Below are 18734 nucleotides of genomic sequence, written 5' to 3' on the forward strand. Positions count from 1 at the left end.
CGCTCAATATACCACAAATCGGCGCTCAGCGCCCCGGCATCTGCTGAAATCGATCCTGGACAGCGTTGGTGCCGGTTCGGCGGTATCCTGATGGGCAATGGCCGAAGGCGAAATCGTCGTATTGCTCGTCCACGCCGTGGTGGCCATCGCCGCCTGGTGGAAGTGGCTGCGCGGTGTACTGGGGCCCAAGACCCTGGGCCGGCCCGGGCCGGGCAGGTTCGCGTTGTGCCTGGCGCCGGGCGTGGCGATGGGCGTGCTCATCGGCCTGCTGGGGGCGTTCGCCGCGTCCGACGTCGTCAACACGATCTACATGGCCTTCTACGCCGTCATGGGGGCCGCGTGGATCGGCGTGTTCTGCTGGCTCGTCGGCCTGATGGGCGTGCACCCGCAGGGCGACGTGGGCGAGCGGCGCAACAGCGCGGCCGCCATCCTGCTGCTCGGCGCGGTCGTGGGCATGAGCTGCGCGTTCGCGGGCAGCAACTTCGGCGACGGGCCGGGCTGGTGGGTCGTGGCGTTCTGCGCCGCCATCAGCATGGGCACCGTGCTCGCGCTCTGGGGGCTGGTGGGCCTGTGCACCAACGCGGTCGAGGCCATCACCATCGAGCATGACACCCCGACGGCCGTGCGGTGTGGCCTGCTGCTGGCGGCACTCGGCATCGTGATGGGGCGAGCCGCCGCGGGCGATTGGATCGACGTGCCGCTCACGCTGGTCGACTTCCTGCGCTTCGGCTGGCCGGCCCTCGCGCTGGCCGGCGCGGAGGTCTTCGTCGGGTTGGCGATGCGCCCGCGACCGAACCTGCCGCCGATTCCGTTGCCGCTGTTCTTCCGCGGCGCGCTGCCGGGCACGGCGTATGTTGGCCTGGCCATCGGCGCGGTGCTGCTGGCGGGGTGGTGGTGATGCCGGTTGTCACCGAAGCCGCGCCATTGTCGGACACCACGCCGTGGCGCGTCGGCGAGCCCCTGCCGGTGCACGAAGTCGCGTCCCTCCGTCGCGAGATGGCGCTCTCGCACTTCAAGTGGGATCCGCAGGTCGGCGACACCACGGTGCTAGGCGATCGGCCGATCATCCTGGCGCGCCGCGCATGGCGTGAGTTGGAGCAATTGGCCGAGGCCTTGGATACCGAATTGCTCGCGGCCGAGGCGGAAATCCTGCACCGGCCCGAACTGCTGGGCACGCTGGGCCTGCCGCGACCGATCACCAGGCTGCTCCAACGAGCCACGGCGCACCCGCGCGGCCCGCGTGTCACGAGATACGACTTCCACCACACCCAGGACGGGTGGCGCGTGAGCGAGGCCAACAGCGACGTGCCCGGCGGGTACGTCGAGGCGTCGGCCTACACGCGGCTCGTCGCCGATCGCTTCGGCCTCGAACCCACCGGCGATCCGGCTGCCGCGCTGGTCGATACCGTTGCGCGAGGCATGGGACCGCACGGCCCGGTCGCCCTCGTCCACGCCACGGCGTACAGCGATGATGCGCAGGTAATGCACCTGCTCGCTCGCGCGTTCGCCGATCGTGGGACCCACGCGGTCGTGTGCGGGCCGGCGACACTGCCATCGCCGTGCGCGCACGCACTGCGGTTCTTCCCCGCCGAGTGGCTGCCGGCCCTGGGGCGCAAGTCGGGCTGGCAGCGGCACTTCATCGACGACGCGCTGCCCCAGACCAACCCCGCCACGGCCCTGGTGTCCCAGAGCAAGCGGTGGACGCTGCTGTGGGACCGCCTCCGCACGCCACTGCCGGCATGGCGCGCCCTGTGCCCGCCAGCGCACGAGGTCGAGCCGCTCACCGAACCGTTGCACAAGGGCCGAGTGTACAAGCCCGCGCTCGGGCGCGTGGGCGAGGGCGTGATCTTGGCAGCGAACGACCGGCCGCCCGCGCACGATCGCGAGGCTCGCCGGTCGCGCCGCGCCCTGCGCGCCGATCGCGCACACCGCACCGCCGGCTTGCCCGGCCGCTGGCTGGCCCAGGATCGCTTCACACCTGCGGGCATCACCGACGCGAATGGGATCGAACGCGCGGTCTGTCTGGGCGTGTACGTGATCGATGGCACCGCCGCGGGCGTGTACGGGCGCGTGGCAACCGGCGAGATTGTCGACCAGGCCGCCATCGACACGCCCGTGCTCTTGGAGCCCGAGGGAGGCACGCCATGGCGATGACCCAGCAGATGATGTTCGACGCCTGGATCCCGGCCGATTCCCCATGGTCGGCGTGGGCCAAGCCCGTGGTGTTCGCCGCGATGGACTTCCCCGAGCGTCAGGAAATGGAACGCGTGAGCCTCGATTCGCCACCGCGATGGTCGTGGCTGCCTTCCGGCCCGCCGCCCATGCCCAGCACCGCCTGGGTGGTCGACCTCGAGGGCGACCTCTCGGCGCTCACCGGGGCGCTCCTGGCCGCCAGGGGCTACCGGCCCGTGCCGCTGTTCAACGGCTCGCCCGCGCCCCGCGGTACACGCGGGGCCATCGACACCCGCAAGATGGAACACCTGCTGGCCAACCTGGCCGACGACCTGGCACGCGCCAACGCCGGCACGATCGCCGCCGACGCGCCGCCGGTGTTCCTGCTCGACAACCGCCGCATGCGTCCCGCGCCGCCGGGCCCGGGCAAATACGACAACCGCTGGATGGCCTTCCCGCAGGACTTCCCATCGGCCCGGTACCTCGCCGAGCACGGCATAAGCCGGGCGGTCGTGGTGCAAGAACGCGACCGCCAGCCCGCCGAGGACCTCCGCCATGTGCTGCTGCGCTGGCAGCGGGCGGGCATCGCGATGGAGCGGCTCTCGATCGTGGGCTCGCCCGACCCCGAAGCCTTCACGGTGCGCAAGCCGAACCGCTTCCGCTGGGCCCTGCACCGTGCGCTGGCCATCGCCAACCTCCGCCGCAGCTCGGCCGGCGGCTTCGGTGGCGTGGTGCCCACGCCGAGCGAAGGCGGCAGCGGGTTTGGATAGGGCCGCGATGCACGCGAAGCCCGCGACGCAAACTACGTGGCCGGGGGTACCGCCGGGGGAGCATCCATCGCCACGCTGTCGGTTTCGTTGCCCCTGGCTTCATCCTGCCGCAAGTGCGTACCGGCGACCAGCATATACATCACGCCCCACCCGCACAGGGCCAGCGGGATGCCGTAGAAGATCGCCGGCAGGACCAGCAGCAGCATACTCAAGAAGACCACCAGCCCCAGCACGATGCCGATGGCAAAGAGCATCCAGGCGTGCCCGGCGGTGAGCCGCCAGGATTGGCCGATGGCCTCGATGGCTCCCGGCTTGGTGCCCATCGGATCAACGCTCAGCAGCATCGCGAATCCGATACGGATGCTCAGCCAGATCATCACGACGTACATGGGCAGGCCCAGGACGAGCCCGATGATCGCGGCCGCCGCCATCCCCATGCTCGCCGATGCGCCCCAGACGATCAGGCCGATCGTGATCATGAGCGCCCACTGGACACCGTTGATGATCGCCGCGATGCCCAGCACCGTGGGATAGCGGGTGAAGCCGGCGAACACGGTCCCGGTCGAACCAGAGGCGACGCCAGAGCCTCGGCCGGCACGGTACCGCATCGCGGCCAAGAGGGCCGGCCCGACATATAGGGGGGTGAGCACGAACAAGCCCGTTAGCATCGAGGCGGGCTGGATGATGTCGTCCTCGTCCACAAGCACTTCGTCGATCACCGTGCTTACCAGCGATACGACGACAGCGCAAATGATGAGGATCGCCACGGCCCCCAGGATGGTCCCGTAGTTGTTCTTGAGCACGTCGTGCGCGGCGCCGAACACGCCGCCTACGGTCAGCTCGGTCGGGATGGACCCGGCGGGCTCCATCGGCGGGTGCGGCACCGGCTCGTTCGCTTGATCCATCGTGTACCCCCAGTTGCTTGCTACAAACTATACAACGAATCACACCACCTGCAGCACGTCCTTCACCGCCGCCACCAGGTCGTCCGCCGTCAGGCTGCACTGCTTGAGCAGTTCGTCGGCGGTGCGGGCGCTGCTGGGGATGTGGGTGACGTGCATCTGCTTGAGGGTGAAGCCGTCGCCGCTGGTGGCGATGGCCTCGGCGATGGCGCTGCCCAGGGCCCCGCCGTAGTTGTCCTCCATCGAGATCACGAACCCGCCGTTGGCGCCGATGATGTCCAGCAGCTTGTCCTCGTCAAAGGGCAGGCTGTACATGTCCACCAGCGTGGCCTGGATGGCGGCCTTGTCGAGCAGCTCGACGGCCTTGTTGGCCTCGTGCACCATGGAGCCCGATGCGCAGATCACGATGTCGCGGCCCTCGTTGAGCACCTCGAACCCGCCCAGGTTGAACACGTCGTCGGCGCTGTACAGGAACTCGACGTCGGGCCGTTGCGTGCGCATGTAGCACACGCCCTCGTACTCGGCCATCACCTGCGTCAGGGCGTAGGCGCTGTACGCGTCGCTTGGCTGCAACACGTAGCACCCCGGGTTGCCGCGGTGGTCCTTCATAGTGGTGAAGCTGCGGAACCAGGACACGTCGGGTAGGCCCATCTGGCTCGGGCCGTCGGCGGCGAGCGTCACGCCGCTGTGGCTGCCGACAAGCTTGAGGTTGGCCCCGCTGTTGATGGCCATCTCGACCTGGTCGTACGCGCGGGTCAGGAACTTGGCGAAGCTGCTGGCGAAGGGGATCTTGCCCGCCGCGCTCAGCCCAACACCCATCGAGACCATGTGCTGCTCGGCGATCTTGCACTCGAAGAAGCGTGACGCGAGCGAACTGTCCTTGGCGAACATCTCGGCGAACGTCGAGTTGCTCACGTCGGCGTCGAGCACCACGACCTCGGGCATCGGCTGGCCCATCGCCCGCAGCGCCACGCCGTACGCCTTGCGCGTCGCGAGGCTGGCCGTCTGGCGCAGGCTGTCCATGTCCAGTTGCTTCATGGCCTGGTCCATGCTGGGCACCTCGCCCGTGCCCTCGGCGGCGGGCGTGGGCTCGGGCGGCGGCTGGATGGCGAAGCTGTCGGCGCTGCTGAGCGCGCTGGTCAGCTCGCCGCGGCGCTCGTCGAGTTCGGCCTTCGCACGCTCCAGAACCTGGTTCGCCGCCGACTTGCCGTGCCAGCCGTTGCCCTGCACCGACGGGGCCCCCCAGCCCTTGATCGTTTTGGCGACGATCGCCACCGGCTTGGTGGCCGAATTCAGGTCGCCGTCGTCGGCAACACCATGCGCGCGCTCGAAGGCGTTGCGGATCTGTGCCGGATCGTGCCCGTCGATAATGATCGACTCGAGGCCGTACGCGTTCAGCTTCTCGGCCAGCCGCTCGGCGCTCTGCTGCTCGCTCACGCGGGCGGCCTGGCCGTAGCCGTTGCAGTTGAAGATCGGCACGACCTTGCGCAGCTTGCGATCGGCCATGTAGTCGAGGGCCTCGGCGATCTGGCCTTCGCGGCTCTCGCCGTCGCCGATGATGCAGTAGATCACGCGGTCGCGGCTATCGAGGCGGTCGGCCTCGGCCAGCCCGCACGCCACGCTCAGCCCCTGGCCCAGCGAGCCGGTGGCCGCGTCGAAGAACGGGAAGCCCTCCATCGGGTTGGGGTGGCCGTCGAGCGGGCTCCCCTGCTGGCGGAGCGTCGTCGCGTCTTCGAGTGTCAGCGCGCGGCGGTTGTCGGGGTCCTTGCCCACCATCACGCCCAGCTTGCACGCCGCGGCGTACACCACCGGCACGGCGTGGCCGGCCGAGAGCACGAGGCGATCGCTGGTGGGGTAATCGGGGTACTCGGGGCTCCACCGCATGGTGTGGAAGAGCAGCACCGTCGTGATGTGCGAGAGGCTCATCGCGGTGGTGGGGTGCCCACTGCCGGCGGTCTCGGTCATCTCGAGGGACATCTTGCAGAGGTCGATGGCTTGGGCGTGGACGGCGGCTTCGAAGGACATGGCGATTCCTTTCACTGGCCCCGACGCGTCCCCAAGGCCGGCGGCGGTCGCCGCGACCGTGGGACGAGAAGGGCCGGGCGGAAGGTCGCCAAAGGCCGCTGCTGTCACCCCTGAGGAGCGCCGGACCGCCCTGGGGGGCGGGAGCCGAGGGTCTCTTGTCGAGCCAAACGAAACGCCGGATCCCGCGGTGGAACCCTTCGCCTCGATTGGCACAGCAGAGTATCTGCCGGGCTGTGAGGAATGGCAACCCCCGGAGGGGTCTAAAGGAGCCCTTGGCCGAAATCGGGCCCCGAATCGGGAGACGATTGGTCCCCCGGCTGGGCATCCCCGTCTGGCACCTGCCCATGGGGGAGGCTCTCCATCGCCGCCCGGCGGGAGGCCCGGATCGTGTCGCCATCGGTGTACCAGCGGATGTGATCGGCGATGAGCTCGCCCGCGGGCCGGTTGCCCAGAATACCCATGTCGAGGGACACGTTGGTCATAGTGGACGACAGGCGGACCAACCGCAGGATGGCCAGGTCTCCCCGCTCGCTGCGGATCTGGTAGACCCGGGTCCGGACGACGCCCTCGCTCTTCAGTTCGGTCGTGAGTTCAACCCTGAGGTCGAGCCCTACCAAAGCCCGCTCGGCCGCCATCGACACGTTCTCGAAGCCGGCGTCCTCGACGAACTTCAGCCGAGAGCCCGTCCACGCGGCGTAACCGAAGTTGGCCACCGAGGCGATGGGTGCCAACCCGAGCGTGCAACCGGCCAGCATGGGACAGAGCGCGACCAGTAAGGCCAGCAGAGAGGTACGCATCGTGTTGTCACGATTGGGGCTCACGAGGACGGTAGCTTACGCACAACTCACGCACGTTCCGTAGAGCACGATCTCATGGCGGGAGACCCTGAACCCTTCGGGGGCCAGGCTCGACGGATTGCTCACGCACCCTTGCATCTCGTATACCCGCCCACACTCGTCGCACTTAAAGAAGTGGTGGTGGCTGTGGCTCCGCTCGGCCGGCTCGTACCGGGCCGGCTCGCCGGGAAGCTCGACCGGGCTAAGTTCCTGGTCTTCGATCATCAGCTTGATGGTGCGGTAGACCGTGGCCAGGCCGATGCCCGGGACGTCCTGCTGGGCGCGGTCGAGCACTTCCTGGGGGCCGAGGGGCCCGTCGGCATCGACGAATACCGAGCGGATGGCCCTGCGTTGGCGGGTATCTCTGGTCATCGGGGGAGTTTATGCGCTGTTGGGGGCCGGGGTTTCAGCCGAATCCGCTGGCCCGCTCATGCTGTACATCACGTGGAAGCACGCGTTGAGGGCCAGCACCGCCAGCACGCTACCCCCGACCGTATACAACGAGAGCCCGACATCGCCAAGTGCCCAGAAGAACTGCCCAAGGCACAACAACGAGACAACCACCAGCGTGACACTCCGAGGGATCAGCCGCATCATGAGCACGCCCAGGGGTGCCCCCAGCAGCACGATGGGTGCAGCCGCCAGCCACTTGGCCAGCACGGGCGGGTCGATCTGCCCGAGCGACGCGGCGTTGAGGGCCCCGATCACCGACGTGAAGGCCATCACGATGACGCTCGACGCCACCGCCGTCCGCAGGTCGGCCCGGTACACCAGCACCAGCACGCAGTAGAGCACCATGTCGATGCCCACACCGGTGGCCGAAGCCGCCAGACCACCCACGGCACCCACGATCATGCCCACCACGGCATCGAAACGGGCCGACCTCGCGATCATCGGGTGGGGCGTGAGGAGTTGCCGCAGCTTCACCAGCGTCATGATGCCAAAGCCCGCCCAGATGACCGCGAACACCAGCTTGATGAACCCGTCGCCCAGCATCGGCACGACGAGGGCCGAGGCCACCGGCACCACCACGACCGCGGCCGCCATGCTCCAGAGCATCGGCCGCACCGCCAGGGGCAGCCGGCCGCACAAGATGAAGATCGTGGCCGAGGTCATGCCCACGCTCTGGATCAGGAAGCTGAAGTTCCGCCCCAGGCTGACCGGCTCATCGAACAGCAGCACGAGGATGGGAAAGCCCACCGTGCCCCCGCCCATGGGTGTGCTGCCCGCGACATACGACCCCGCGGCCATCGCCACCGCGATCGGCCACTCTCGGGCCACCGTCGGCCCAAGCCCCAGGTACACCACCGCGAAGGCCCACGCGCACAAGAACCAGAACGCCCATGCGACAAACGGCAGATGCTGGATGGCACGATCACGGCCGGCACGCTTGGTGGTCAACCCCGCCCCTCTCAACCGCCACGAGACACAAATCCCCGTGTTTCTGGCGGCCGGATGCTATGCGGGATGCCCGAACGCCCGGCACCAGCCGGGCCCAAGCAATACACTGCCCCGATGGCCGAAACCACCCCGCAACATCCGAATCTCGACCGCCTCTACCTCGACAACGCCGCCACCAGCTTCCCCAAGGCCCCCGGCGTGTACGAGGCCATGCTCCGCTACGGCCAGAATATCGGCGCCTCGCCGGGCCGCGGCAGCTATCGCGAAGCCCGCCAGGGCGCGGCCGTACTGGGCGAGTGCCGCCGCCTCATCGCACGGCTCATCAACGCACCGGACCCCGACCACGTCGTGTTCACGCTCAACACCAGCGACGCGCTGAACCTGGCCATCAAGGGCGTGGTCTTCCACCGCTTGCGCACCGACCCGGACGAACGCATCCACGTGGTCACCACGGCCATGGACCACAACTCGGTGCTCCGCCCGCTCAACGCCCTGGCCGCCATGCTGCCGGGCATGTTCAGGTGGACGCGCGTGCCCGTGGACGAGGACGGCGTGGCCGACCCGGCCGACATCGAGGCGGCCATCACGCCCGACACGGCCCTGGTCGCCGTCGTCCACGCCAGCAACGCGACCGGCGTGATCCAGCCGATCGCCGACATCGGGCGTCTTTGTAGAACTCGGAGCGTGCCATTGCTCGTCGACGCCGCCCAGAGCATCGGCCACCTGCCCATCGACGTCGCGCGAGACGCCATCGACCTGCTCGCTTTCCCGGGCCACAAGGGCCTGCTGAGCCCGCTGGGCACCGGCGGCCTTTGGATCGGCCCGGGCACGGAAGAACGCATGGACCCATTGCGCGAGGGCGGCACCGGATCGCTGAGCGAGCACGACACCCAGCCGACCGACCTGCCCGACAAGTACGAACCCGGCTCGCACAACACAGTCGGCATCGCCGGCCTGATCGAGGGCGTGCGGTTCATCCTCGACCGAGGCATCGAAGACCTGCGCAACCACGAGGTCTCGCTCATCGAGCGGTTCATTGCCGGATTGGACGAAACCCCCGGCGTGCATCTGGTCGGCCCGCGCAATCCCGATCATCGTGTTGCCGTGTTCGGCCTGGTCTTCGACGGCATCGATCCCAATGAGGCGGCCGGAGCGCTCGAGCACGACCACGGCCTGCTCACCCGAGCGGGCCTGCATTGCGCGCCCGGTGCCCACGAATCGATGGAAACCTCCGCGCTCGGCGGCACCGTGCGGCTGAGCTTCGGGCCCTTCACCACGGCGGCCGATGTCGAACGCGCCCTCGCGGGAATCGCCGAGGTCACGCCCGTTTCGGCATCGAATTGAGTCGGATCAGGCCTTGTTGGTTCAGGGCTTGTTGGTTCAGGCCTTCAGAGCCGGCCGACGCCGCAGCAGCCACACCGAGGCCACCCACCGCAGGCTCCAGCCGAGCCGGTGCAACTTGAGCTGCACGTCGAGGCGACGCAAGGAGGCGTCTTCGGGCTCGACCGACAGGCCCTGCTTGAGCCAGTACCGCGCCCGCGACCACTGGCCCTCACGCAGCAACGCCAGCGCGATGTTGTGCATCGCCGGCACGAACCGCGGATCGAGCCGCACGGCCTCGCGGGTGGCGTCGATACCCGAAGACCGATCGCTCGCGTGGAAGTGCGCCAGGCCGAGCCAGTGCCACAGCCGCGCGTCGTGCGGCCGCATGCGTGTCGCGCGGCTGAGCACGCGGATGGCTTGCTTCTGCGCACCCGCGTCGATTAGCAACTCGCCGAGTTCGGCCAGCGCCGCGCCATCGGTGGAGAGTTCTTCCTGCCCCTCACGCTCGGCTACGCGGTGCAAACGCTCGACCTCGGCTTCGAGGAGTTCGATGGTCCGCTGGCGGTCCTCGGCCTTGGGCGAAGCCAGCAGCAACCGGGCCAGCCGACGCGTGACCTCGCCGTTGTCGGGTTCGAGCCGGCGCGCCACGTCGAGATGCACGATGGCCCGCCCGGGCTCGCCACGCTTCTCGTGCAGGAAGCCAAGCTCGGCGTGCGCCTCGGCATGATCGGGTTCGAGTTCCAGCACGCGTCCGAACTTCTCGCGCGCCTCGTCCAGGCGGCGCATCTCGACAAGCAATCGCCCCAGGTTCATGAGCACGCCCACGTCACCGGGATCCTCACGCAGCTCGATGAGGAACAACTGGCGGGCCCGCTCGTGGCGGCCGGTCTGCCAGTACGCCTCGGCCAGCTTCGCTTGCACGCCGGGCAGGTCGGGCTCGAGGCGCGCGGCCTCACGCAGGCACCAGACGGCCCGGTCGTGCAGCCCGCGGGACAGCAGGCTGGCCGCGATCGCTGAGTAGGCCTCCGCACACTCGGGCTTGCGCTGCTGGAGCATATAGAAGGCCAGCTCGGCCTCGTCGTGCTCGCCAAGCTGGGCGTGGGCCTCGATGCGCGCGATCGCCGGGTACACCTCGCCCGGCTCGGCGGCCTCGGCCTTATCGAACCACGCCAACGCCGGACGAACCTTGCCGGCGCGCACCAGGTTCACACCGGCTGCCATGGCCGCGTTGAAGTCTCCCGAGCGGAGCTGGTAGCTCTCGCCGAACGCCGACGCTGCTTCCTCATACCGGCCATCGGCCTCAAGCGCGACACCGAGGTTGAAGAGCCAGTCGGGCTGGTACGGATTCAGAGCGATCGCTTCGCGCAGAGCGGCGGCGGCTTCGGCCCATCGGCCGGCTTCATACAGATCGTGTGCCCGTTCAACATGGGCCTCGGCATCGATCCAGTCGCTCATGGTCGCCCTGGTAACCTCCGCGGGCGTTCGCAATCCACCCCGCCCGCTTCTCCATTGTATCGTCGGCCGGCCGGTCTTCTCTCCCCAAAGCGCACGTAAAGGGGCCCGGAGCCCATATTCTCGGGCCCGGGCCCCACAAACGACAGGGCCGGTTGCCTGTGATCGGGCCTTAGCGGTTGTACACCGGCGGCGACACCTCAAAGACCACGAACACCGCCTCACGGGTCCGCGGCATGGTCATCGACCGCAGGTCCTCGGGCAGCACCTCGGCGCCACCCAGCATCGAGCGGGTCGCGTCGAGGGTGATGGCATCCCGGCCGATGCGCGCGATGTCGAACGGCACACCCCTTGGTCCGACATCCTGACCCCACCAGTCACCGTCCGGGTCGATCGCGAGCACGGAGACGTGGCCGGTGGTGAGTTCAAGTACGGCGTCGGTTACCTCACCGACCTCGTCATCCGAGCGGCCCCAGATCACGTTCTCGTCTAGTACGTCCGTCAGCAGCACCATCGGTCCCGGGTTACGCTGGCTGTCGGACCGCATCATGCGATTGGTCCACATGGGCTCGAACCGTTCGTCGCGGTAGCGGACCTCCTCGCCGTCAAAGGTCGCCCTCTTGGCGTACGTCATGCCCTCGTGGCCATCGAAGGCTTCGACCTCGACCCGCTGCCCACGAACCGGAGCGGCCATGGCTCCGGTGGCATACCACGCGGGCCCCAGGACAACCCAATTGCCGTCCTTCGCAAACTCACCGTTGGCATAACGGCCTTCGCCCCCATCGTTCTCTCGGTCGCCTTCTCCGGCCTCACCGATGCGGATCGCCATCCAGTGGTGGCCGCCCTCGAAGTCCACGCGGTCGACGGCGGTGATGGTGCCGCTCATCGACTTGGTTTCGGTGTCCTTGTCAGTCGCGGGGATCCGCTGGCGGGACGCCCAATCGGACGATGCGAGCGTGCTCAGGTCCTTCTCCCAACCATCCTCGAGGCGTTGCCAGCCATCGGGCAGGGTGCGATCCTCATCCTCGAACATGGCTTCGGAGGCATTCAGGTTGAGGGCCTTGGTGTTCGAGTTCAAGAAGAACGCATCGAACGGGATGGCCACTTGCGTGCCACCGAAGCCCAGGAAGCCGCCCTCGCTGATCACGACCGCCTCGATGCGGCCGGTGCCGCGGTCGACGACCAGATCATCTATGGTGCCGAGTTCGTCGCCCTGGCGGTTCTTGAGGGTGGTATCCAGCACATTATCCGCCGAATCAAAAACGTACGCGCGCTGCTGGCTCTGCGAACGCTCTTGAGTACGGTTGCCCGAGTCCTGGCTCTGCGTGGCGGCGATGGCCGGGGCGGAAATCGCCAGGCCTGCCGCAGCAACAAGCGCGAACAGGGTGGTTTGAGTCTTCATCATGGTCATGGTGTGGCTCTCCTTGGTTCGCCGGTGGCGGGCCCCACACAGGCCTGGCGCTTCCGGCGACATACATAGAGAGCTTCCCACCGGCCGCTGAATCGACCGTGATGCGGCGGTGAATCGCGGTTCATTGTGATGACCACACGCAAAAAGCCGCCCGAACGGGGCGGCTTTGGCACGATTCGCGTAAGCAATGACCCCACCGGGATTCGAACCCGGGTCGCCGCCGTGAAAGGGCGGTGTCCTAAACCACTAGACGATGGGGCCGCCGTAGGGAGCGGGAGGATAGGTCAAAAAGGCCCGGCGGCCAAGCGGCTAGGCACGCCCCGCCCAAGAATGCCCTATGGACCAGAATGCCAACGCCCGCGCCACCACGATCGAGGCCAACTTCGACAGCCTCGTGGGCCCCACCCACAACTACGCGGGCCTGGCCCACGGCAACCTGCTGAGCACCGAGCACGCCGGGTTGGTGGCATACCCCAGGAAGGCCGCCCTCCAGGGTCTCGAGAAGATGCGGCGATTGCGATCACTCGGGCTCATCCAGGGCGTGCTGCCACCACAGGTCAGGCCCGACGTTGGATTCCTGCGATCGGTAGGCATGACCGGTTCGGACGAGGCGGCCGTCATCGCCAGAGCCGCGCGTGAGGCTCCGAGACTGCTTGCCTCGGCCGCCAGCGCCAGCAGCATGTGGGCCGCCAACGCCGCCACGGTTTCACCCGCGGCCGATACCGCCGACGGCCGCGTCCACCTGACCGCGGCCAATCTCGTGACCAACGCACACCGGGCGATCGAGGCGCCCCAGACCACGCGCACGCTCCGGGCCATCTTCGCCGATGAGAACCGGTTCGCCGTCCACGACGCCCTGCCCGCCACGCCCGACTTCTCCGACGAGGGTGCCGCCAATCACACCCGCTTCGCTCGCGAGCATGGCGATGCGGGCGTCGAGCTCTTCGTCTACGGCCGGCTCGGGCCCGGCGAGGGCTCGGTAACGATCCCCCGCCGCTTCCCGGCCCGGCAGACGCTCGAAGCCAGCCGGGCCATCGCCAGGCTCCACGGTCTCGACGCCAAGGGCATCGTTTTTGCTCAGCAGCACCCCGACGCCATCGACGCGGGCGTGTTCCACAACGACGTGATCGCGGTGGGCAACGGCCCGGTGCTGCTTGCCCACGGGCTTGCCTTCGCCGACCCAGTCGACACGCTCGGCACGCTGCGTAAGGCCTGCGAGGCTCGGGGCTTCGAGCTCATCCACGTCGAGGTCGCAACCGCCGACGTGCCGCTCGAACTGGCCGTCAAGCGGTACCTCTTCAACAGCCAGCTCGTGACCCTGCCCGGCGGCGGGATGGCCCTGATCGCTCCCACCGACTGCAAGGACGAGCCGGCAATCGTGGAGGCGGTCGACCGGATCGTGGCCGACGCGTCCAACCCCATCTCTACCGCCCACTACGTCGACGTCCGCCAGAGCATGCAGAACGGCGGCGGGCCCGCCTGTCTGCGGCTGCGGGTGGTGCTGGGGCCCGATGACCTCAAGGCAGTGGTGCCTGGGGTCATCCTGACCGACAAACTGGGGCAGCAGCTCGAGAGCTGGATCGAGCGGCACTACCGCGAGCAACTGGTGCCAGCAGACCTGGCCGACCCCAAGTTGCTGGAAGAGTGCCGCTGGGCCCTGGACGAGCTAACAGGCATCCTGGGCCTGGGGTCGATCTACCCCTTCCAGAAGGCCTCCGTGACGGTCTGGTAGCCGTTGTCGCAATTTTCTGAGAAAAACCACGTTTGTCGCGTGAGCGACGCGACCACCCTGCGCTGTGCCACCGGGAGGGAGAGGCAGCCCCCGTTATGCCCATCCATACCCATGGGCGATCGGGGCTGCTGTCGTCCGGCTCTAGGAGGGCTTTGGGAGAGGCCGCTTCTCGGATCCGAGGGAGAGCGGGACGGCCGATCGATGTTCGCATCGTTCGGTCGCTCCCGTATGCGCCGTTCGAACGAAGTCGGATTAGAACTCGACGATGAAGTAGAAGCGGTCGGCGGCGAACTGCTGGAAGCCGCCGGTGGCCAGATCGCCGTCGTCAAACATCGCGTCGACGCCGGTCATGTACGCCGCGTCCTTCCGTGTGGCGGGGTCCTGGAAGTGCACGCCGATGCCGAGCGTGATGTCGTAGTCGGGGCGCGTCTCGCTGTCCCACGAGCCATCAATGGGCGTGCCGTTCTCCCAGTCGTCCGGATCGACGTAGTCCTCGAGTCCCGCGGGGATGGTGCCCGACCCACCGTCACCGATCCAGAACCCGGTCTGCGAGCGGTGCATGACGGCGGCATCGGTAAAGAGCTGGATCTCGCGCGCAAAGGCGGTCTGCCTGACATCACCCATCGCATTCGCGGCCTGCGGCATGACGATGGCCGCCAGGATGCCCAAGATGACCACGACGATCAGGATCTCTACGAGCGTGAAGCCGCGCCGGATGTGTTGCCTGGCCATGGATGCGCTCCCGGAAACACGCACGCCCCCCGGCGCGCGACCCTCCGGCTTCATCATCGATTCGATGCCGGGACGCGTCCACACGAGCGCAAGCGAACGAGGCCAACTGCGCCGGTAGGGCAGTATGGGTACTCGTGCTTTGGTTATCGGAGATTCCGTGGGTTCCGATTACTCGCAGCCGAGGTCGAACTCGTTCTGGAAGGCCAGGAAATCGAAGATCGTCAGGCTGCCATCACCGTCGAAATCAGCGATCAGGTCGCCAGCGTCGAAGGCGTTCTGGAACGCCAGGAAGTCGAAGATGGTCAGGCTGCCGTCCATGTCCATGTCGACACGACAGGAGGGTGCCCCGTCGAGCACAAGATTCATCATGTTCTCCCAAACACGCTCGGCTTCGGTACTGCCGTCCCACACGTCCATAAGGAACGTCGCGATGGTGCGGCCCTCGTTCGCCAAAATCTTCACATGCCCGCTCGCATCACTCACAGTTGCCAGCCCCTCGGTATCCGGCAGAATGTCGAAGGCAACTCCATCGCTACCCCATGCACTCAACCAATCGAACCATGGCATCGTCACGCCGTCGAACACCGCGTCGGCGGCAGCTGTGCCTGTGGTATCGACCGAATTCGTGCCCAGCGAGATGCTGGTGCCTCCCGAAGCACCAAATGCCTCAAAAAGCCCGGGTGTCTCAGAGTAAATCGAGAACCAGGTCGACAGGATGACCCGGCCGCCGTCGTTCACGTAGTCGACGATCACACCTTGGCCGGAATCAGGACGCGTGCTTGGGAAGTCCAGCACGACAAGATCCCACTCCTGGCTGTCGAGCAGGGAGCCGAAGTCGCTCGCGACGGCGTGGACGACCTCGCCGGGCATGACGAATTCGGCCGCCGCGAGCGCATAGCTGTTGTTACTGTTCTGGTCGTAGACAAGGATCTGGGCTTGGACAGGGGCTGCGGACAGGGCGACCAGCGTGAGCAGGCCAACGGTGGTTTGGACGTGACGCATGTGCATATCTCCCACGAGTGTTGGTTGTGGACTTGTACCCAAAAGAGATACCCGCATTCACAGGCTTGGTGTTACAAACCAGCCATGCCGCTTCGAAGTCCATATTCTTGATTGGATTTTGATAGGAAATGCTTGCTGTCCAGCCTACGACGTAGGTGCACGGATTCTGCCCACGGACAAGAATTGGTTTGGCGTATGGGAGGGCTCGCTGTATACTGGCCCTGGAGACCCATGATGCCACACTCCTCCCGCAGTACCCGCGCCTTTACACTCATCGAGCTCCTGGTGGTCATCGCCATCATCGCGCTGCTCATCGGCATCTTGCTGCCGAGCCTTGGTGCGGCCCGCGACGCCGCCCAGACGACCATCTGTTCGCAGAATCTTCGGCAGATGGGCGTGGCGATGACCGTGTACGCCACCGACTACGACGAGCAGCTCTGGCCGGCCGAGGACTGGGCGTTCGGTCGCGATGAGCGTGGCCAGATCGACCGCTCCAAGCCGGGCGTCATCTTCGATTATGTGGAGGACGCCCACGAGATCTGCGGCTGCCCCAAGAACAAGCGTCGGTCGGGCGATGGCCGCACCGCCGGCACCCTCTACGGCGCGTACACCGACCTGAACTTTGACTACACCATGTTCGACGAGATCCAGGGGTATCGACTGGGCCGCGAGGTGCAGGTCGCCCGCCTGACCGACGTGACCACGAGCAAGCCAATCCGCATGACGTCGACCGCTGGGGACACCCGGCTCACGGCCATGCGGTCGGTGCCGGTGTACATCGAAGAGAGCACGTGGCTCTACAACCAGCAGTTCACCGAGGGCTACTGGGGCAACCTCGACCAGATCACCGACCGCCACGACAAGGGCGGGCACGTGCTGTACGCCGACACCGTGGTCGAACGGACCAAGTTCGACAAGGGGCCACGGGGCGAGCGAGCCGAAGAACGCGAGGACTTCACGGCCAACTGCATCTACGCCCGGGTCAACAACGGCAATGCCAACTGGTGGAAGATCACCGATCGCGGGCAGAAGTACGGCTGGATCAACTCGCCGAGCAATTGACACCGCCATCGACGCGCCCACCGCCGCGGTATCATGCCGCATGATGACACGCAACGACGTTGTACGCACGCGGGCGCTGGCGGGGCTGGCCGCCTCGGCGTTGGTCTCGGTTTCGGCCCACGGGCAGCTCCGATTTGTTGATGCCACGGCACGGCTGGGGCTCGAAGACGCCGACGCACCCATCAACGCGAGCCATGTTTGCGCCGCCGACCTTGACGGCGATGGGTTCGATGATCTGATCATCGCGCGTACGCGCGTGTTCATGAATCGCACCGACGACGAGGGCACTCGGGTGTTCGTCGAAGTCGAAGGCACCGGGCTGCCTACGCATCGCAAGGGCGACATCGTCGTATTGGCCGACGTGGACGGCGACGGCAGTGCCGACGCGATCATCGCAAGATCGCTCGACGTGAATGCCGAGAGCTACAAGCCGCCGGCCGAGGGCACACCACGGACGCTGGCCTGGCTCGCGGGCAACGGCGACGGCACGTTTGGCCGCCCGCTGGGCACCTTCATCGAGATCGGAGCCGCCACAGCGGGGACGACGGCATCGGTCGCGGTGGGCGACGTGGACCTCAACGGGCGGCTCGACATCGTGCTCGGCCAGTGGTACACGCTGTATGGTGCCGGATACGATGGATTCGCCAACGACGTGCTGCTGCAAGACGAGGATGGCCGCTTCGAGCGGATGCCGCTACCGATCGATGGTGTCCAGTTCGATGAGGATGCCGACCCGCAGCTCGACGCCGGCGGGCGGCCGACGTATGGAGTGCTGGTGGCCCACGTGCTGGGCGGCGGAGCGCCTGGGAACTGGCCGCAGATCCTCGAACTCAACTACGGCCGGCGCTGGAATCGCCTATGGGTGCGCGGCGACGATGGCTCGTGGTCCGACCTTGGACCCGACGTGAAGCTCGACGGCGACGCGATCCGTCATGGCCGCCACCCCGACTGGCTCAAAGAACGGGCCAGGACCGATCCGAGGTTCGACCGTGACGACGAGCAACCGTTTCGTTCGAACGGAAACACGTTCGATGCCGCCATCGGCGACGTGGACGGCGATGGCGCATTCGATGTCCTGCTCACCGAGATCACCCACGGCTGGGCGGGCGAGAGCAGCGATCGCACGCGCGTGCTCGTACGGCGCGATGGTATTGCCGGGCCATTGTTCGTAGAGCAAGACTCGCTCTCGCTCGACCGGGCCCCCACCGACCAGACGATCCAGAGCTGGAATCAGGGCGACATCTACGGCGCGCTCGCCGACTTCGACCTCGACGGCCTCATGGACGTGCTCGTGTGCTCGAGCGACTACCCGGACAACCAGCGGCTGCGCATCTGGCGGCAGCAGGTCGACGGCTCGCTCATCGACATCACCAGTTGGGCGGGCATCGACCACGTCGGAGCGGGGCAGCCCGCGCTGCTGGACTTCGACGGGGACGGCGACCTGGACATCGCCGTGGGCCAGGGCTTCAACCGCCTGCCCGCATCCCAGCGAGCCGGCCGCACGCCAAGGCTCCGTATGTTCGAGAACCGGGCCGTTGAGACGCTCGGGCGGACCTCGATCGTTCTCCGGCTCGAGGGTGATCCGGAGAACGGCGTCAACCGTGACGCCCTCGGTGCCGTGGTCCGGGTCGTGTCGGTCCTTGATGGCGAGCGCACGACTCGCGTGGCCCAGGTCGTTGGTGCGGGCGGCCACCAGGGCAAGCAGGGCACGCTCGCGCTGCACCTGCACGTGGGTGAGGCCGGCGCGGAGTCGATCGAGATCACATGGCCCGACCGGGCGGGCACGACCACCGTGCTCCGAGATATCCCCCCGGGCGATCTCGTGGTTCGCTTTGGCGAGAACCGCTAGCGTTCCCGATCCACCGCGTGCAAAAAAAAACCGCCGAGCGGCCCAGAGGGCAACGCTCGGCGGGG

16 protein-coding genes and 1 tRNA gene are annotated in these 18734 nt (G+C 67.3%); 7 read left to right on the forward strand and 10 right to left on the reverse strand.

Annotation, left to right across the window (positions count from 1 at the left end):
- Nucleotides 1–97 precede the first annotated feature (97 nt).
- The 3 genes from NCW75_10710 to NCW75_10720 are packed head-to-tail and all read left to right on the forward strand — an operon-like array spanning nt 98 to nt 2942.
- Nucleotides 98–898 (forward strand): hypothetical protein, encoded by an 801-nt coding sequence (locus NCW75_10710; GenBank protein UYV11767.1) that lies wholly within the window; start codon nt 98–100, stop codon nt 896–898.
- Nucleotides 898–2154, forward strand: a complete 1257-nt coding sequence (locus NCW75_10715) for a hypothetical protein (protein UYV11768.1) — start codon at nt 898–900, stop codon at nt 2152–2154. Before NCW75_10710 ends, NCW75_10715 begins: the two co-directional genes overlap by 1 nt.
- Complete coding sequence (locus NCW75_10720) at nt 2145–2942, forward strand: hypothetical protein (GenBank protein ID UYV11769.1); 798 nt, start codon at nt 2145–2147, stop codon at nt 2940–2942. Before NCW75_10715 ends, NCW75_10720 begins: the two co-directional genes overlap by 10 nt.
- Nucleotides 2943–2974: 32 nt before the next feature.
- Here NCW75_10720 and NCW75_10725 read toward each other — a convergent pair whose 3' ends face one another.
- The 5 genes from NCW75_10725 to NCW75_10745 all read right to left on the reverse strand — a co-directional run bounded on the left by NCW75_10725 (nt 2975) and on the right by NCW75_10745 (nt 8106).
- Complete coding sequence (locus NCW75_10725) at nt 2975–3847, reverse strand: hypothetical protein (protein UYV11770.1); 873 nt, start codon at nt 3845–3847, stop codon at nt 2975–2977.
- Nucleotides 3848–3886: 39 nt separating this feature from the next.
- A complete protein-coding gene (locus NCW75_10730; GenBank protein ID UYV11771.1) occupies nt 3887–5869 on the reverse strand; it encodes a transketolase in 1983 nt (660 codons plus the stop codon).
- 260 nt (nt 5870–6129) lie between these two features.
- Complete coding sequence (locus NCW75_10735; GenBank protein ID UYV11772.1) at nt 6130–6690, reverse strand: DUF3568 domain-containing protein; 561 nt, start codon at nt 6688–6690, stop codon at nt 6130–6132.
- A 12-nt stretch (nt 6691–6702) separates the two neighbouring features.
- A complete protein-coding gene (locus NCW75_10740; protein UYV11773.1) occupies nt 6703–7077 on the reverse strand; it encodes a transcriptional repressor in 375 nt (124 codons plus the stop codon).
- Between the two features lie 9 nt (nt 7078–7086).
- A complete protein-coding gene (locus NCW75_10745; GenBank protein ID UYV11774.1) occupies nt 7087–8106 on the reverse strand; it encodes a sulfite exporter TauE/SafE family protein in 1020 nt (339 codons plus the stop codon).
- A gap of 114 nt (nt 8107–8220) precedes the next feature.
- On the opposite strand from NCW75_10745, the gene NCW75_10750 reads away from it, so the two are divergent.
- Complete coding sequence (locus NCW75_10750; GenBank protein UYV11775.1) at nt 8221–9450, forward strand: aminotransferase class V-fold PLP-dependent enzyme; 1230 nt, start codon at nt 8221–8223, stop codon at nt 9448–9450.
- Between the two features lie 36 nt (nt 9451–9486).
- Here NCW75_10750 and NCW75_10755 read toward each other — a convergent pair whose 3' ends face one another.
- From NCW75_10755 to NCW75_10765, 3 genes are all read right to left on the reverse strand, one after another.
- Entirely contained in the window at nt 9487–10884 is a 1398-nt protein-coding gene (locus NCW75_10755; GenBank protein UYV11776.1) for a tetratricopeptide repeat protein, read from the reverse strand.
- 169 nt (nt 10885–11053) lie between these two features.
- The gene (locus NCW75_10760; protein UYV11777.1) at nt 11054–12292 is read right to left on the reverse strand and encodes a PRC-barrel domain-containing protein; all 1239 of its coding nucleotides are present in this window, start codon (nt 12290–12292) and stop codon (nt 11054–11056) included.
- Nucleotides 12293–12480: 188 nt separating this feature from the next.
- Nucleotides 12481–12553, reverse strand: a tRNA-Glu gene (locus tag NCW75_10765).
- A gap of 76 nt (nt 12554–12629) precedes the next feature.
- Here NCW75_10765 and astB point away from each other — a divergent pair.
- Nucleotides 12630–14024 carry an N-succinylarginine dihydrolase gene (gene astB / locus NCW75_10770; protein ID UYV11778.1) on the forward strand — a complete coding sequence of 465 codons (1395 nt, stop codon included), beginning with the start codon at nt 12630–12632 and terminating at the stop codon, nt 14022–14024.
- A gap of 252 nt (nt 14025–14276) precedes the next feature.
- Here the strand turns inward: astB and NCW75_10775 are convergent, their stop codons facing one another.
- Nucleotides 14277–14756, reverse strand: coding sequence for a type II secretion system GspH family protein (locus NCW75_10775; protein UYV11779.1), 480 nt, complete (start codon nt 14754–14756; stop codon nt 14277–14279).
- Nucleotides 14757–14924: 168 nt separating this feature from the next.
- Entirely contained in the window at nt 14925–15758 is an 834-nt protein-coding gene (locus NCW75_10780) for a hypothetical protein (protein UYV11780.1), read from the reverse strand.
- Nucleotides 15759–15992: 234 nt separating this feature from the next.
- Between NCW75_10780 and NCW75_10785 the strand changes: the two genes are divergently transcribed.
- Both NCW75_10785 and NCW75_10790 read left to right on the forward strand, forming a co-directional pair.
- Nucleotides 15993–16820, forward strand: coding sequence for a prepilin-type N-terminal cleavage/methylation domain-containing protein (locus tag NCW75_10785; GenBank protein UYV11781.1), 828 nt, complete (start codon nt 15993–15995; stop codon nt 16818–16820).
- Nucleotides 16821–16860: 40 nt separating this feature from the next.
- Nucleotides 16861–18669: a VCBS repeat-containing protein gene (locus tag NCW75_10790; GenBank protein UYV11782.1), complete on the forward strand. Its 1809-nt coding sequence runs from the start codon at nt 16861–16863 to the stop codon at nt 18667–18669.
- Nucleotides 18670–18734: the final 65 nt, after the last annotated feature.

Source organism: Phycisphaera sp., assembly GCA_025916675.1.
Lineage (GTDB): Bacteria > Planctomycetota > Phycisphaerae > Phycisphaerales > UBA1924 > JAHCJI01.

Excerpts from the sequence above, each read along its gene's own strand:
- NCW75_10710 (UYV11767.1), top strand. The coding sequence starts at position 98 with ATGGCCGAAGGCGAAATCGTCGTATTGCTCGTCCACGCCGTGGTGGCC.
- NCW75_10715 (UYV11768.1), top strand. The coding sequence starts at position 898 with ATGCCGGTTGTCACCGAAGCCGCGCCATTGTCGGACACCACGCCGTGG.
- NCW75_10720 (UYV11769.1), top strand. The coding sequence starts at position 2,145 with ATGGCGATGACCCAGCAGATGATGTTCGACGCCTGGATCCCGGCCGAT.
- NCW75_10725 (UYV11770.1), bottom strand. The coding sequence starts at position 3,847 with ATGGATCAAGCGAACGAGCCGGTGCCGCACCCGCCGATGGAGCCCGCC.
- NCW75_10730 (UYV11771.1), bottom strand. The coding sequence starts at position 5,869 with ATGTCCTTCGAAGCCGCCGTCCACGCCCAAGCCATCGACCTCTGCAAG.
- NCW75_10740 (UYV11773.1), bottom strand. The coding sequence starts at position 7,077 with ATGACCAGAGATACCCGCCAACGCAGGGCCATCCGCTCGGTATTCGTC.
- NCW75_10750 (UYV11775.1), top strand. The coding sequence starts at position 8,221 with ATGGCCGAAACCACCCCGCAACATCCGAATCTCGACCGCCTCTACCTC.
- NCW75_10755 (UYV11776.1), bottom strand. The coding sequence starts at position 10,884 with ATGAGCGACTGGATCGATGCCGAGGCCCATGTTGAACGGGCACACGAT.
- NCW75_10760 (UYV11777.1), bottom strand. The coding sequence starts at position 12,292 with ATGACCATGATGAAGACTCAAACCACCCTGTTCGCGCTTGTTGCTGCG.
- astB (UYV11778.1), top strand. The coding sequence starts at position 12,630 with ATGGACCAGAATGCCAACGCCCGCGCCACCACGATCGAGGCCAACTTC.
- NCW75_10775 (UYV11779.1), bottom strand. The coding sequence starts at position 14,756 with ATGGCCAGGCAACACATCCGGCGCGGCTTCACGCTCGTAGAGATCCTG.
- NCW75_10780 (UYV11780.1), bottom strand. The coding sequence starts at position 15,758 with ATGCGTCACGTCCAAACCACCGTTGGCCTGCTCACGCTGGTCGCCCTG.
- NCW75_10785 (UYV11781.1), top strand. The coding sequence starts at position 15,993 with ATGCCACACTCCTCCCGCAGTACCCGCGCCTTTACACTCATCGAGCTC.
- NCW75_10790 (UYV11782.1), top strand. The coding sequence starts at position 16,861 with ATGATGACACGCAACGACGTTGTACGCACGCGGGCGCTGGCGGGGCTG.